The sequence below is a fragment of the Clostridium sp. FP2 genome (assembly GCF_011065955.2).
Taxonomy (GTDB): Bacteria; Bacillota; Clostridia; order Clostridiales; family Clostridiaceae; genus Clostridium_AD; species Clostridium_AD tagluense.
In genome coordinates this window covers 1,291,860-1,306,065 of the sequence record NZ_JAAMNI020000001.1, presented here as the reverse complement: position 1 = coordinate 1,306,065, position 14,206 = coordinate 1,291,860, and the positions used below count along the sequence as shown (strand labels likewise).

12 protein-coding genes and 1 pseudogene are annotated in these 14,206 nt (G+C 31.8%); 8 read left to right on the top strand and 5 right to left on the bottom strand.

Annotated elements, in window-relative coordinates; translation table 11 throughout:
- Nucleotide 1 precedes the first annotated feature (1 nt).
- From G9F71_RS06060 to G9F71_RS06030, 6 genes and pseudogenes are all read left to right on the top strand, one after another.
- Nucleotides 2-2,469: pseudogene (locus G9F71_RS06060) on the top strand (CoA-disulfide reductase).
- Nucleotides 2,470-2,682: 213 nt separating this feature from the next.
- Nucleotides 2,683-3,129, top strand: a complete 447-nt coding sequence (locus G9F71_RS06050; protein ID WP_164949951.1) for a DUF134 domain-containing protein — start codon at nucleotides 2,683-2,685, stop codon at nucleotides 3,127-3,129.
- A 120-nt stretch (nucleotides 3,130-3,249) separates the two neighbouring features.
- Nucleotides 3,250-4,083, top strand: a complete 834-nt coding sequence (locus tag G9F71_RS06045; protein WP_164949952.1) for an Mrp/NBP35 family ATP-binding protein — start codon at nucleotides 3,250-3,252, stop codon at nucleotides 4,081-4,083.
- Nucleotides 4,084-4,115: 32 nt separating this feature from the next.
- On the top strand, nucleotides 4,116-4,472 hold the full coding sequence (locus tag G9F71_RS06040) for a NifB/NifX family molybdenum-iron cluster-binding protein (protein ID WP_164949953.1): 357 nt from the start codon (nucleotides 4,116-4,118) through the stop codon (nucleotides 4,470-4,472).
- A 166-nt stretch (nucleotides 4,473-4,638) separates the two neighbouring features.
- Entirely contained in the window at nucleotides 4,639-5,034 is a 396-nt protein-coding gene (mscL, locus tag G9F71_RS06035; protein WP_164949954.1) for a large-conductance mechanosensitive channel protein MscL, read from the top strand.
- Nucleotides 5,035-5,106: 72 nt separating this feature from the next.
- Nucleotides 5,107-6,198, top strand: coding sequence for a DUF3810 domain-containing protein (locus G9F71_RS06030; protein ID WP_164949955.1), 1,092 nt, complete (start codon nucleotides 5,107-5,109; stop codon nucleotides 6,196-6,198).
- A 76-nt stretch (nucleotides 6,199-6,274) separates the two neighbouring features.
- Here the strand turns inward: G9F71_RS06030 and G9F71_RS06025 are convergent, their stop codons facing one another.
- The 3 genes from G9F71_RS06025 to G9F71_RS06015 form a co-directional block, all read right to left on the bottom strand.
- Nucleotides 6,275-7,501, bottom strand: a complete 1,227-nt coding sequence (locus G9F71_RS06025) for a C40 family peptidase (protein ID WP_164949956.1) — start codon at nucleotides 7,499-7,501, stop codon at nucleotides 6,275-6,277.
- A 170-nt stretch (nucleotides 7,502-7,671) separates the two neighbouring features.
- Nucleotides 7,672-9,756, bottom strand: a complete 2,085-nt coding sequence (locus tag G9F71_RS06020; RefSeq protein WP_164949957.1) for a methyl-accepting chemotaxis protein — start codon at nucleotides 9,754-9,756, stop codon at nucleotides 7,672-7,674.
- Nucleotides 9,757-9,887: 131 nt separating this feature from the next.
- The gene (locus G9F71_RS06015) at nucleotides 9,888-11,063 is read right to left on the bottom strand and encodes a serine/threonine-protein kinase (RefSeq protein WP_164949958.1); all 1,176 of its coding nucleotides are present in this window, start codon (nucleotides 11,061-11,063) and stop codon (nucleotides 9,888-9,890) included.
- 387 nt (nucleotides 11,064-11,450) lie between these two features.
- Here G9F71_RS06015 and G9F71_RS06010 point away from each other — a divergent pair, with 387 nt between their 5' ends.
- Both G9F71_RS06010 and G9F71_RS06005 read left to right on the top strand, forming a co-directional pair.
- On the top strand, nucleotides 11,451-11,891 hold the full coding sequence (locus tag G9F71_RS06010; RefSeq protein WP_164949959.1) for a cell wall hydrolase: 441 nt from the start codon (nucleotides 11,451-11,453) through the stop codon (nucleotides 11,889-11,891).
- A gap of 66 nt (nucleotides 11,892-11,957) precedes the next feature.
- Complete coding sequence (locus G9F71_RS06005; RefSeq protein ID WP_164949960.1) at nucleotides 11,958-12,377, top strand: hypothetical protein; 420 nt, start codon at nucleotides 11,958-11,960, stop codon at nucleotides 12,375-12,377.
- A 147-nt stretch (nucleotides 12,378-12,524) separates the two neighbouring features.
- Here G9F71_RS06005 and G9F71_RS06000 read toward each other — a convergent pair whose 3' ends face one another.
- Together G9F71_RS06000 and G9F71_RS05995 are read right to left on the bottom strand one after the other, a co-directional pair.
- On the bottom strand, nucleotides 12,525-13,232 hold the full coding sequence (locus tag G9F71_RS06000) for a peptidylprolyl isomerase (RefSeq protein WP_164949961.1): 708 nt from the start codon (nucleotides 13,230-13,232) through the stop codon (nucleotides 12,525-12,527).
- 64 nt (nucleotides 13,233-13,296) lie between these two features.
- Nucleotides 13,297-14,127 carry a type I phosphomannose isomerase catalytic subunit gene (locus tag G9F71_RS05995; protein WP_164949962.1) on the bottom strand — a complete coding sequence of 277 codons (831 nt, stop codon included), beginning with the start codon at nucleotides 14,125-14,127 and terminating at the stop codon, nucleotides 13,297-13,299.
- Nucleotides 14,128-14,206: the final 79 nt, after the last annotated feature.

Here is a 14,206-nt window from a genome sequence, read left to right as displayed (position 1 = left end):
TATGAAAAAAGTATTAATTGTAGGTGGAGTAGCTGGTGGAGCTTCAACCGCAGCAAGACTACGACGACTAGATGAAAATGCAGAAATAATTATGTTTGAAAGAGATGAATACATTTCTTTTGCAAATTGTGGACTGCCTTATTATATTGGTGAAGTAATAAAAGATAGAGATAAACTCTTAGTACAAACACCTGAGAGTATGAAGGCAAGATTTAATATAGATGTAAGAAACAACAGTGATGTAATAGGAATCGACACTGCCCAAAAGACTATAACAGTTAATAGTAAGACTCGTGGTACCTATGAAGAAAGCTATGATTATTTAGTTTTATCCCCTGGAGCAAAAGCAATTAAACCTAATATAGAAGGTATTAACAGTAAAAGAATATTCACTTTAAGAAATATACCAGATACTGATAACATAAAAGCATATGTGGATAAAAAAGGCATTAATACTGCTGTAGTTATTGGTGGAGGATATGTTGGCGTGGAAATGGCTGAAAACTTAAAACAAAGAGGCCTGAGTGTTACTATAGTAGAAGCGGCTCCTCACATAATGGCTCCTTTTGATACAGATATGGTTTTAACTGTTGAAAAGGAGATTTCTGATAATGGTGTGGAAATAGTATTAAACGATGGAGTAAAGGCTTTTAAAGATAATGAAGATAGCGTTGAAATAACTTTAAATAGTGGCACAAAACTAAGCGCCGATATGGTTATATTGGCTATAGGTGTAATTCCAGACACTGGATTTGCAAAAGAAGCTGGTATTAAAACAGGGGCTAGGGGTCATATTTTAGTAAATGATAAAATGGAAACTAATGCACAAGGTATATTTGCAGTAGGCGATGCTATTGAAGTTGTAGATTTTATAAACAAAACAAATACTGCAATACCACTAGCTGGTCCTGCAAATAAACAAGGTAGAATAGCAGCTGATAATATAGCAGGCCTCGCCACTACTTATAAGGGAACCCAAGGAACTTCAATTATTAAGGTATTTGGCTTAACAGCTGCAAGCACAGGTAATAATGAAAGAACTTTAACTAGGCTGAACATTCCCCATAAGGTTATATTTGTTCATCCTGCAAGTCATGCATCTTACTACCCTGGCGCTCTTTCTATGACTTTAAAACTTATTTTTAATGCGGAAGGAAAAATACTAGGAGCTCAAGCTGTTGGTTATGATGGGGTAGACAAGAGAATAGATGTGCTTGCTACGGTTATACGCCTTGGAGGAACAGTAACTGATTTAACAGAGCTTGAACTTTCCTATGCACCACCTTTCTCATCTGCTAAGGATCCAATAAATATGGCAGGTTTTGTAGCTGAAAATGTACTAGCTGGAAGAATGGATGTATTGACCACAGATGAGTTTATGGCCTACGATAAAGAAAATGCCATAGTACTGGATGTTCGTACTGAAATGGAATTTAGTAATGGACATATAGAAGGTGCTATAAACATTCCTGTAGATAGTTTAAGAGAACGAATTGGTGAACTTGATAAAAACAAGGAAATCCTTGAATATTGTCAGGTAGGACTTCGTGGATATGTAGCTGCAAGAATTTTAGCTCAAAATGAATTTAAGGTTAAAAACTTAACTGGAGGCTATAAATCAGTTTCAATTTCAAATTTCACTCCAAATAAAGGTGATACACCAAAAAATCAGATTTTAGATCCTGATACTCAAGTTATAAAAGACGGAGTAGATAAAGGCATTTATAATTATGATAAAATCTTAGATGCTTGCGGTTTATGTTGCCCAGGACCACTAATGCAAGTAAAATCTAGTATTGACGAATTAAATGATGGCCAAATATTAAAAGTTACAGCTTCTGACCCTGGCTTTTATGAGGATATTAAATCTTGGTGTGACAAAACAAACAATGAATTGTTAGATTTAAGAAAAGAAAAAGGTATGGTTTACGCCTTTATAAAAAAAAAAGTAACAATATCACAAAAGTAAATAAATACCTTGCATCAGATACAGTAGAAAAAAACAATAAAACCATGGTAGTTTTTAGTGGTGACTTAGATAAAGCAATTGCTGCCTTCATTATTGCAAATGGGGCAGTTGCCATGGGTAGTAAAGTTACCATATTATTTACTTTCTGGGGTCTTAATATCTTAAGAAAACCTGAAAAAGTATCTGTAAAAAAAGGCTTAGTAGATTCCATGTTTGGATTTATGATGCCAAGAGGAAGTAAAAAGCTTAAACTTTCCCAAATGAACATGATGGGTCTTGGAGCAAAAATGATTCGCTCCGTAATGAAAAACAAGAATATAACCTCTCTTGAAGACCTAATAAAATCAGCAATGGATAGTGGCGTAGAGGTAGTTGCTTGCTCAATGTCCATGGACGTTATGGGAATTGTGAAAGAGGAACTCATTGATGGAGTAAAAATTGGCGGAGTCGGTTATTACTTAGGTGAGGCTGAAGATTCCAATGTAAATTTGTTTATTTAATATTTTAAGAAGTATGGATTAGTATTTCCATGCTTCTTTTTTCTTCCAGTAATTCTATCATCCTTGAATCGGAATATTATTTACTTTTATAAATTAATAGTGAATATTTTTATTTGACATTAATATTAATCAGTTGTAATATTTTATTAGCGTATGCCACCAATAAAGAACATTGTTAATTTAAAAAATATATGAAAAATGAGGAGAATATTAATGTCAAGACCGGTTAAAAATAGAAGAGTAGAAAATTTACCAGAGTATACATACTTTGTCCCCGCAGGTAGAAGAAAATGTGAAATTGAAGAAATACTTATAAAAGTTGAAGAGTTTGAAGCCATGAGACTTAAAGATGTTGAAGAACTAAATCAGGAACAATGTGCTGAAAGGATGCAAGTTTCAAGACAAACTTTTCAAAATATAATTGATAGTGCACGAAAAAAGATTGCTGTAGCTTTAATAGAGGGAAAAGCAATAAATATAAGTGGTGGAAACTATACAAGAAATGTATGTCAATTTAGGTGTATATCCTGTGAGAAGACCTATGAAATAAAATATGAAGAAGATCGAAAAATTTGTCCTGCCTGTGGTTCGCAAGATGTGACTTGTAATAAAAGAAGTAATTTTTGTCATAGGCAATGCAATAAAGCAGATAATAGATAAGAAATAAATTCATGAGTTTTCGCTCTAAATAAATATTTTTTTATTGGCATTTGACAATAATAAATGCTAGCATTATAATATAGATGGCATATGACAAATAAAAACACAAGGAGATAGTATATGGCTAATTGCAAAAGTTGTCCATCAAATGCTAAGTGTGATAGCAAAGACACATGTAGCATAGAAAATAGCCCATTAAATAAGGTTAAAAATATTATAGGCGTCATGAGTGGAAAAGGTGGTGTAGGTAAATCAACAATATCTGCTCTTATTGCGCATGAACTTAATAAAAAAGGCTATAAGGTGGGACTTATGGATTCTGATATTACAGGCCCAAGTATACCAAGGCTGCTGGGTATTAAGGATGTAAAACCACTAATGAATGAATTGGGTATTGTACCCGTTAGAACCACAGAGGGTATTGATGTTATTTCAATGAATTTCCTTGTGGAAAATGAAGAGGATCCAGTTATTTGGAGAGGACCCGCAGTTTCTGGGGTTGTTAAGCAGTTTTGGACTGACGTTATATGGGGAGAACTTGATTATTTAATTATAGACATGCCTCCTGGTACAGGAGATGTTGCATTAACTGTAATGCAATCAATACCAATTACAGGCATAGTGATGGTTTCAACGCCACAGGATTTAGTGTCAATGATCGTTGGGAAAGCAGTAAATATGGCTCACAAACTTAATATAGACATAATAGGTTTAATAGAGAATATGAGCTATATTATTTGTCCAGAATGCAATGATAAAATACGAATCTTTGAATCAGCAAATATAGATGAATTTTTAAATAAAAATCAACTAGATTTGCTTGGCGAAATTCCAATGTGTAGAGAAATTGTTAATATTTCTAACAAAGGTGAATACAAGCTAAATACTGAATTAACAGAAATAGTTGAAAATATTATAAGTAAAATTATCAATAACATAGAAAATAAAAAATAAATATATTAAATATAAAAATGGAGGAAAAAAATATGAAAATAGCATTACCTAATAAGGGAAATATGGTAAATCAACATTTTGGAAAAAGTGAAAGTTTTGTAATTGCAACTATAGAAGATAACAAAATTGTAAGCGTTGAAGAAATATCTTCAGTGGAGCTTGCACATCAGCATCAAGGCTTAGCAGACTTACTTACAGCCCATGGAGCTACAGTAGTCATTACTGGTGGAATTGGTGCAGGCGCAATTACCGGCTTAAAGCAGAATGGCCTTAACGTAATAAAAGGAGCATCTGGCGAATATAAAAAAGTCATTGAGGAATATATTAATGGAACATTAGAAGATAAAGATGTAACCTGCAATCATCATGGTGAACACCATCACCAATAAATAGAAAGGAGCACAGCCGTGCTCCTTTCTTCTTTTATCCCTACAACTAAAATAATGAGCAATAAATACAATATAGAACTTATAAACTTATATTGTTCACAGAAAATACCTTTGATAATTTATATTTAAATTGGTAAAATAGAATTTGAAAGGAAGTGCTACATATATGTTGAAAGAATTTAAACAATTTGCTCTTAAAGGAAATGTTTTAGATTTAGCATTAGGTGTTGTTATAGGTGCGGCATTTTCTAAAATTGTTACCTCTTTAGTAAATGACCTTATAATGCCTATACTCGGTTTACTATTAGGTGGAATTAATTTCACTAATTTAAAATACGTTATACATCCAGCTGTAGCTGGAACGTTAGAGTTATCAATTAGATACGGATTATTTATTCAATCTATTATTGATTTTCTAATAATAGCATTTTCACTTTTTATTTTTATAAAGGCTATAACCTCAATTAAAAAGAAAAAAGCTGAAGAAGTTATTGTTATTAAACCCTCAAATGAAGAATTATTATTAACTGAAATTAGAGACTTACTAAAAGGAAAAAAATAATATAAAAAAGCTCCAAGTAAAATTTACACTTGGAGTTTTTCATATAATTAATTATATAAAGAAGGTGTTTCTTTGAAAAAATTTTCATTTAATAAGCAATCATTTTTAATTTTACTTTTACCCTTAGGTATTATACTTTCACAAATATCTACAATATTTCCAAATTACATTGAAAATTTCTATTCTTCGTTTTTTTATAAAATAATTGCTAATATTTTAAGTTGGATTACAGGATTTTTACCCTTTTCTCTTGCGGAAATTATAATTGTATTTTTTTCAGCTTTCATATTATGGTACGTTTCAAAAACAATTTTCAACTTATTTAAAGGCAAAAATAGAAGATTAGAAATTTCAAAAAACTTTGTTTTAAATATATTGGCAATAACGGGATTAATATATTTTTCATTCCAACTTTTATGGGGATTTAATTATCAAAGACTTACACTAGATAAAGTATTCCAATTAAATGTTCGCACGTCATCTTCAAAAGAACTTGCTGATCTATGTGAAATCCTTATAAATAATTCAAATACTATTAGAGCAAGAATAAAGGAAAATCAGTACGGTGTAATGGAACTTCCCTATAACAAAAAATACATCCTAAAAACTGCTCAATTAGGATATGATAACGCCTCAATAAAATATCCTAAATTAAAAGGTAACTACGGAACACCTAAGGGCATATTATTGTCAATTCCAATGTGCTATACAGGAATTACAGGTTTTTATTTCCCTTTTACAAACGAAGCAAATATTAATATGGCAGAACCTGATTCCTTCCTTCCATTTACAACAGCTCATGAAATGGCTCACCAAAGAGGATTTGCCAAGGAAGATGAAGCAAATTATATTGCATATATAGCTTGTATAAAGCATCCTGATATAAACTTTCAATATTCTGGAGCGCTTTCAGCCTTATCTTATTCATTTAATGCATTAAGAAAAAGTGACACTCAAAAATATAATGAATTGATTTCTGCCTGTAGCATAGCTGTACTTAATGACTTAAAGTACAACCAAGATTTTTGGAATAAGTACTCTGGTCCTATAGAAAAAATAAATGATAAAATTAACGACACTTATCTTAAATCTCAAAACCAAGAATCGGGAACAAAAAGTTACGGTGCAATGGTGGATTTACTTCTTGCTGAGTACAGAAAATAATACAGGCAGCTTTGTTTACACAAATATGCCTGTATTTTTACTTGATTCAAATCATTTCATTCTATTTTACAATTTATTACCTAACTCTTCTTGCAGATAAATAATCACTTCTTGTTAATGCTGATATTTTAACTACATCACCTGTACTTGGAGCATGTATATATGAGTTATCTCCTAGATAAATACCAACGTGATGAGGACTTCCTGATCCAAAGAAGACCAAATCTCCTGCTTGTAAATTTCCTCTAGGCACAAATTCTCCCGCAGTTATCTGATCATAGGTAGACCTCCCTGTGCTAACTCCAAAATGTGCATATACATATTGAACAAAACCTGAACAATCAAATGTATTTGGCCCTGTTGCTCCCCATTCATAGCGTGTACCAAGGAAATTTTGCGCATAAGCTATTACTTCACTTGAATTACCTGATGATGGTTTTTGTGGTTGACTTACTTCTTCTTTTGGTTCATTTTTAGGTTCATTTTTAGGTTCGTCTTTTATTTCATTTTTTACTATCTCGCTTACTATACCTCTTGATGGGGTAATTTCAGAAGCTTTTTTAGTAGCTATTGCTACCTCATATTTAGACGCTTGATTTGCATCTTTTATTTGGTTCATAGTACTTCCAAGCCGTGCCTGAGTTTCTGTTATTTCATTCTTATGTAATTTTTGTTGTTTTTCAGCTTCTACTATTAATTTACCTTGTTCCTGTTTCTTTGTACTAAGCTTGTCCAATTTACTTTCATTATCAGCTTTTAATGTTAATATTTTTCTTTTATTGTCATTAAGAGATTCTTTTCTTTGCTCGATATCTTGCTTTTTCACATTCAATTCACTAATAATTTGGTTATCATATGCTACAATCTTTTTAACATTTTCTACTCTTGAAATAAGGTCTTCCAATCCTTTAGAATCCAATAAAATCTCTAAGTAGGTATCTGCTCCATTCATAAACATGACTCTCATTCTTTCATTAAATAAGTCTTCCTCGCCCTTTATGTTACTTTCCGCAACTACAATATCTTTTGTAGTTTGCTCTATTTTATTTTCAGTAACATTTATCTCATTTTTTGCTTTATCTATTCCTGTATAAATGCTTTCAATATCAAAATCTATCTTCTCAATAGATATCTGTAATTTTTCAAAATCCTGTTGCAACTTAGTATATGAACCCTGTTGCTCTAGAAGCTGCTTCTTTTGATTATTTAACTGCTCAGTTAGTGGTGCTGCCAAAGTTGGCATACTCACAGACATGGTCAGTCCAGTAGCTATAATTAAAGATAATATTTTTCTTCTCATCATTATTCCCCCCCACATTAAAAGTTATAAAATGATTATGACTTTTACATTTTAACAACATTATAGCACTATATTAGTACAAACCCTAATACTTACTAACCTAATTTCCCAGATTATAAAAGAAAGGCTCCATAAATGTAACAAAATAAATTAGTCTTATTTTTAGCACAGTATTATAATCTAAAACTACTCATTAAACTTTGGAGTTCTACTGCCATTTGTGTTAGATTTTCAGCAGCATTAGCTACTTCTTTCATTAGCGCTGTTTGCTCCTGCGATGCTGCCACTACATTTTCAGCATTTCCTGAAGACTCAGTAGAAATCTTAGCCACATTTTCAATGGCCTCTAACATATTATGTGTTCCTGCACCTATTTCTTCTGTCACTGCAGACACATCCTGCATTTGTGAAGCTATATGATTTATATCTTCTAATATCTCTCCAAAAGATTTACCTGCCAGGTCTACCATGTTTATACCATCTTTAACTGCACTACTACCATTATCCATAGCCTTTACAGCATTTACTATTTCATTTTGAATTTCATTTATTAAGCTTGATATATTCCCAGCGGCTGATCCAGATTGTTCTGCCAACTTTCTAACCTCATCGGCTACCACTGCAAACCCTTTTCCCTGCTCACCAGCTCTAGCTGCTTCAATAGCTGCATTTAGCGCTAATAAATTTGTCTGAGCAGCAATAGAAGTTATTAATGAGACTATGCTTCCAATTTCTTTTGATTTTTCTCCAAGAATTGACACAGCTTGCGTAGAAACCTCTACTTTGTTACTAATATTATTCATTTGTGCTATAGCAGAATACACTACATCATTACCTTTTTCCGCTCTCTTAATTGCTTCTAGTGAAGTATTTGCTACTGCTTGTACGTTATTTGATATTTGTTCCATACCTGTAAATATTTCTTCTGCAATTTTTGTTGTATCATTAGCTATATTAACTTGTTCTCCACTACCAAATGCCACCTGTTGAATGGCTAGAGAAACTTGTTCTGCAGATTGTTGTGTTTGGTCAGAACTTGCTGTAAGTTCCTCTGACGTTGCAACTACTTGTTCTAAACTTTCTGTAACTTTTTGAACTAATTCTCTTAAGTTATTATTCATTTTGTTTAAATTGGTTCCCATTGATCCTAGTTCATTCTCACTTTTAACATTTATTGTTTGGGTCAAATCCCCCTCTGCAATTGAATGTGAAAGGTCATTCACCTCTTTAACATTTTTAGTAAGATATCTACTGAATATACCAACTGCCAATGTCACTAATAAACAAGTAATTAGACTTAGTATAACTATACTAAACAATAGCTTATTAATTGGAGCATAAAGCTCCTTTTCTGGAATTGTTAACACTACATTCCATCCAAGTTCTGGTATCTGTTTATAATATGTAATGTTTTTTCCATTTTCATCTTCAAAAGAAGATATTCCCTCTTTGTTTTGTAAAATATCTTTTCCTAGTCTTGCCATACTAGTATTTTTATCTTCTGTAGCCTTAATCTTCATAACTAATTCTTCAGAAACACCTGCCAAATATGTTCCATCTTTTCCCATTAACATCGCTTTTCCTGTTTGACCTACTTTAATACTTTTAATATTTTCTTGTATAGTCTTTAAACTCATGTCAGCGGTTACTACACCTAAAAATTCTTTATTATCACCATATATTGGTGCAGTAGTTGTTAGCATGGCCATTTTCAACTCATCATCATAGTAAGGTTCCTGCCAAGCAACATTTTTTTCAATATTTTTACCTAAAGTATACCAAGGTTGTGCTGGATAATTATATTTTTCAGTAGCATACTTATCAGTAATCTTTGAAACTCCGGCATCTTTGTATACATAAGGTCCAAAGAATTTTATATCTTTCTTATATTTATATGGTTCAAAATACACTCCCACTCCTAGTGTAGCTTCATTAGTAGAAAGTACTTCCTTTTGGGTTTTTGTGATTTCCGCCTTGCTTAATACCAATCTACTAGTTCCAATAAATTTCCCTAAATCAACTGCTATTTGAGCATGTTTTTGCATATCCCTATCGATTAGATTAATAGTTTCTTGTAACTGATGTTTCATCCTATTTTCAATTTCTGTAGTTATAAGTTTTTTAGAAGTATAGTTAGTAAAAATGCCCATTATTGCTAAGGATATTAAAACTATTGGTAAAATGGAAATAAGTATTAAGATCTTAATACTTTTAACCTTTGTAAAATTCATATTTCTTTTCATTGTAAATTTAGACATGTCTTCACTCCTTGAATTATTACATATAATAATAACATTTATAATTATATATTCGAATATAACTATATTATCTTTATATTATTTTCTGAAAAACTTTAGTGCATTTCAATTTATTTGTTGAATGTGCCTGTTTATTTTTTCCGCTTTCCTTTTACCTTAATTTTTGATTGTGGTGGCATTATTGCATTTATATTGCTATCTTGTGTGATGGCCGTAGTGCTTTTTTTGGGGACTACAGTAGGCTCTTTAACAGGGACTATAACAGATTTTTTAATAGCCTCTTGCTCTACACTTGAAGATCCTACTATGGGGCTCACTATTTGTGGTGTATCATTAGTTTTCATATCTATACTTTCTTTTTTATTACCATATAGAATATAAATACTTGCTAAAATTGCAATTGCAAAAACAGAAAATCCGCTAATAGTTTTTTTAAGTTTACCCTTGTCCAAAGTTTTGCTTTTATCTTTTTTAATAAACACTTTGGTGCTACTATTATAATTATTAAAAATCACCGTTTTTTCATATTTATCAGCTTTTAATACTTCTAAAATCTCTTTTTTTAAAATTTCAGCTGAAATATGTCTGTCCACAATATCGATTTTAACACATTTCTGTATTATTACCTTTATTTTACCATCAATATCCGCCTCATAATTTTCATCCAAAAGAGGTTCTATGCCTGTAGTTGGGATCTTCCCTTTAACCATAAAATAGATTAACATTCCAATTCCATATATATCTGTTTGAGCACAACATTTTCCTAGACCATATTGCTCTGGAGCCGCAAATCCATTAGAACCTGCACTCACTGTATCTTGTTCTGTGTCACTCTTATAAACTTTTGAAATACCAAAATCTATTAACACAATTTTGCCACTAGGTGTTATCATTATATTAGATGGTTTTATATCCCTATATATAATAGCTGGTTTTTGATTGTGCAAATAGCATAAAATATCGCACAAATCCGATGTAATCCTGCATGTTTTTTCTGTATTCATTTTACCATTTTCTTCAACATACTCTTTTAGTGTTTGACCTTCTACATAGTCTTGAACCATGTAAAGGTTATTATTCTCATAAAATATATCTACTATTCTACGAATCCCCACATGGTTTAGATCCTTTAAAATATTAGCTTCTGTTAAAATGCCTGTATTTTTTATATCTTGTACTACTTCTTTTATAGCCCACAGGTTTCCAAGCCTTTTATTTTCACATAAATAAACGGTGCCCATACCACCCTTACCTAAAGTTTTAATTACCTCATATTTCCGGTCTAATATATATCCACTATTTAACATAATTCACCAATTCACCTCTTATATAAATGTTTCCTAACTTGTCTATTTAATATATACGTATAACCACCAAATTTTAGAGGGGTATTTTCTTTATAGTCATATATCTTGTCCAACATCAATATATATATTTATATATATTTTTTTTATTATGTGCAAGCTTGTACAAATAAAAAAATGCATTTGCTATTATTGGTTTATCACAAATAATAATATCTCACTAACTGAGAAGGCAAATGCAAGTTAATTATATCAAACTTTCATTTGATTTACTAGATGCCTATGATAAATCACTCTCTCTAATGTAGCAATTTATTTTAATTTTCAAGTACCATTTTTAAAATCATGAATATAATACTACTGTAAAGTAAATCGAGGAGATGACTAAGGATGGCTTACAGTGCTAGAGAGTTATTGGCTAGAATTATAAAGTGTGAAGCTGGTGGGGAAGGAGAAAACGGAATGAAGGCCGTGGCCTCTGTAGTTATGAACAGAGTTAATGTATCAGATGGTGAATATCTTAGGCTAGGTCAAGGTGATTTAAGAAAGATTATATTCCAACCAGGACAATTTGATTGTGTAGCTTCTGTACTTGGTGGCTTGTCTAACCCACAGACCATATGGTCAAGTCCACCAGAACAAATTCATTATGATATTGCTGATTGGGCTCTATCTGGTAATAGATTATATACCACAGGTTCTTCCTTGTGGTACTTTAATCCCTTTGCACCATGCCCATATGAGTTCCCTTATAATGGTAGTGGTACCTATCAAGTTAGCGTAGGTCAACATTGCTTTTATAATCCCACAGCAAAGTATTTTACAACTTAATTAGAAATCATTACTAACAATACCTTTATATTATGATTAAATATAATTTTTTAAGGAGGATATTTTATGTTTATAGTACCACCTAATAATTTTAATGGAACTCCAACCTGGAATAATGGCCCTATGTTTTTTGAACCTCCAATGATGCCTTTACCAGATTTTGATGCGCCTGATGATACAAGGCAGAACCCTATACCCCAAGCCCCTCCTACTAACCAGGACTTTCAACTTCCACCCGTTCCCCCCATAGTAAATAATCCACTCTATAATCAAGGTTGGTTGCAAGGTCAAATTGGTAAGTATATCAGGGTTTCTTTTTTACTTGGAACAAATACATTTCAAGATAGAGGCGGAACTTTACAAGAAGTTGGAATTAGTTTTATTGTCCTTAAGGAAACTGGTACAAATAATTTAATAATGTGTGATATCTACTCTATTAAATTTGTTACAGTTTTTGCTGACCAAACTAATAAATGTATGCCATAAAATAAAAAATAGTCAAAGTCCTCGTATTAATTGTAAGTTAGAATCAAAAAAACATATAAATTTAATTGCAATACACAAAAACTCTTATCTTAAAAACATAAGAGACGTCACTAGTAATGTTACTTTACTAATGGCGTCTCTTATACTTTATTTTGCCTTTTCTACTTCAGCATACTTTACTCCAAAGGTGTCCACAGTAACTTTTTTCATTTTTTGATCTTTTATAGGTTTATTTTTTTTAGTTTGGTCTTTTTTCTCAGTTTCTACAGCAACTATTTTATCTGCCGTTTCCATACCTTCTGTAACCTTACCAAAAGAAGCATAATCACCATCTAAAGAACTCGCAGCATTAACCATTATAAAGAATTGTGACCCAGCTGAGTTATTGTCAGTTCCTCCTCTAGCCATAGAAATTACTCCTCTTTCATGCTTTAAAGCATTTTCAAAGCCATTATTACTAAACTCCCCAGCTATTGAGTACCCTGGTCCACCACTACCTGTTCCATTTGGGTCGCCACCTTGTATCATAAAACCTGGTATTACTCTATGAAAAATCAATCCATTATAATACCCCTTCTGAACTAGTGAAACAAAGTTTCTAACAGTATTAGGTGCAATCTCTGGGTATAATTCTACCTTTATAATTGAGCCATTTTCCATTTCTATAGTAACCAAGGGGTTTTTGTCCTTTGCTGTTTTTTCTGTTTTAATTTCCTTTGCAGGTTCTACCTTTTCCACTACCGGGGGAGTACTATCAACCTTAACTTGCTCTTTATTAGTACAACCTCCTAAAAAAACCACAAAAACCAATGTAAATAATGCAATTACTCGTTTTAAAAATTTCATTCTTTTCATCTTATAAACCACCTTTATATTTTTTAGATATATAATTAATTAAAAATCCTGCTTGGCCACAATCCTACAAACTGGATTTTATTAATTCCATATTTCCCTTTAGTATATACTCCGTTCCTTTGGATATATAAATTGTCTCTTCTTCTTTTAATTTTGTTTGCACATTATTAGCTTTTATTACGCCTTCGCCACTTGTTACAATGTAACTATGAAAACTTTCATTAACCACATCCATATAATTATTATGGACAATTATCTTTTCCACTTTAAAATAAGGTGTCTCTAATTTATCAAATTTACTAATCTTCCCAGCTTTATTTTCATCTCCATAATCTATAACATCTAATGACTTTTCTATATGCAGTTCCCTTCCACGTCCCCAGTCATGAAGTCTATAAGTAATATTACTGTTTTGCTGCACTTCAATAAGCTTAACCCCGGCTTCTATGGCATGTACTGTTCCTGCTGGGATATAGATGAAATCCCCTCTTTTGATATTAATTCGTTCTAGATAATCCTCTAATTTGCCTTCTCTTATAATTTCTCTTAGCTTTTCTTTGTTTAAGCCCCTTTTTATTCCTGATACTAAAGTCGCACCTTCCTTTGCTTCTAATATATACCAACACTCTGTTTTCCCATTAGCATTTTCAATCCTTTTAGCATAGTCATCATTTGGATGTACTTGCACTGATAGTGTAGCTTCTGCTTTTATAATTTTATTTAATATAGGAAAATTACTACCACACCCTAAAACCGAAGATAATTTTTGACCTTCATAAATTCCTTCTTCTATTGTAGTGTTCCCCTCTTCATGGCATGAAAGTACCCATTTCTCCCATCCCCATATTTTTTTACTTAAGTATGGCTTTAATTTCAAGGTTAATCCTTTAGCCATTACATTCCTCCAAAGCCTTAATAATCTAAATTATAAACTAAGCTTTTTAAGATACAGGGTTTCTTTCATATTTTCAAAA

What these genes read in the sequence shown, in the direction of transcription:
- G9F71_RS06050 (WP_164949951.1), top strand. Translation starts at nt 2,683, where the DNA reads ATGTCAAGACCGGTTAAAAATAGAAGAGTAGAAAATTTACCAGAGTAT.
- G9F71_RS06045 (WP_164949952.1), top strand. Translation starts at nt 3,250, where the DNA reads ATGGCTAATTGCAAAAGTTGTCCATCAAATGCTAAGTGTGATAGCAAA.
- G9F71_RS06040 (WP_164949953.1), top strand. Translation starts at nt 4,116, where the DNA reads ATGAAAATAGCATTACCTAATAAGGGAAATATGGTAAATCAACATTTT.
- mscL (WP_164949954.1), top strand. Translation starts at nt 4,639, where the DNA reads ATGTTGAAAGAATTTAAACAATTTGCTCTTAAAGGAAATGTTTTAGAT.
- G9F71_RS06025 (WP_164949956.1), bottom strand. Translation starts at nt 7,501, where the DNA reads ATGATGAGAAGAAAAATATTATCTTTAATTATAGCTACTGGACTGACC.
- G9F71_RS06020 (WP_164949957.1), bottom strand. Translation starts at nt 9,756, where the DNA reads ATGTCTAAATTTACAATGAAAAGAAATATGAATTTTACAAAGGTTAAA.
- G9F71_RS06015 (WP_164949958.1), bottom strand. Translation starts at nt 11,063, where the DNA reads ATGTTAAATAGTGGATATATATTAGACCGGAAATATGAGGTAATTAAA.
- G9F71_RS06010 (WP_164949959.1), top strand. Translation starts at nt 11,451, where the DNA reads ATGGCTTACAGTGCTAGAGAGTTATTGGCTAGAATTATAAAGTGTGAA.
- G9F71_RS06005 (WP_164949960.1), top strand. Translation starts at nt 11,958, where the DNA reads ATGTTTATAGTACCACCTAATAATTTTAATGGAACTCCAACCTGGAAT.
- G9F71_RS06000 (WP_164949961.1), bottom strand. Translation starts at nt 13,232, where the DNA reads ATGAAAAGAATGAAATTTTTAAAACGAGTAATTGCATTATTTACATTG.
- G9F71_RS05995 (WP_164949962.1), bottom strand. Translation starts at nt 14,127, where the DNA reads ATGGCTAAAGGATTAACCTTGAAATTAAAGCCATACTTAAGTAAAAAA.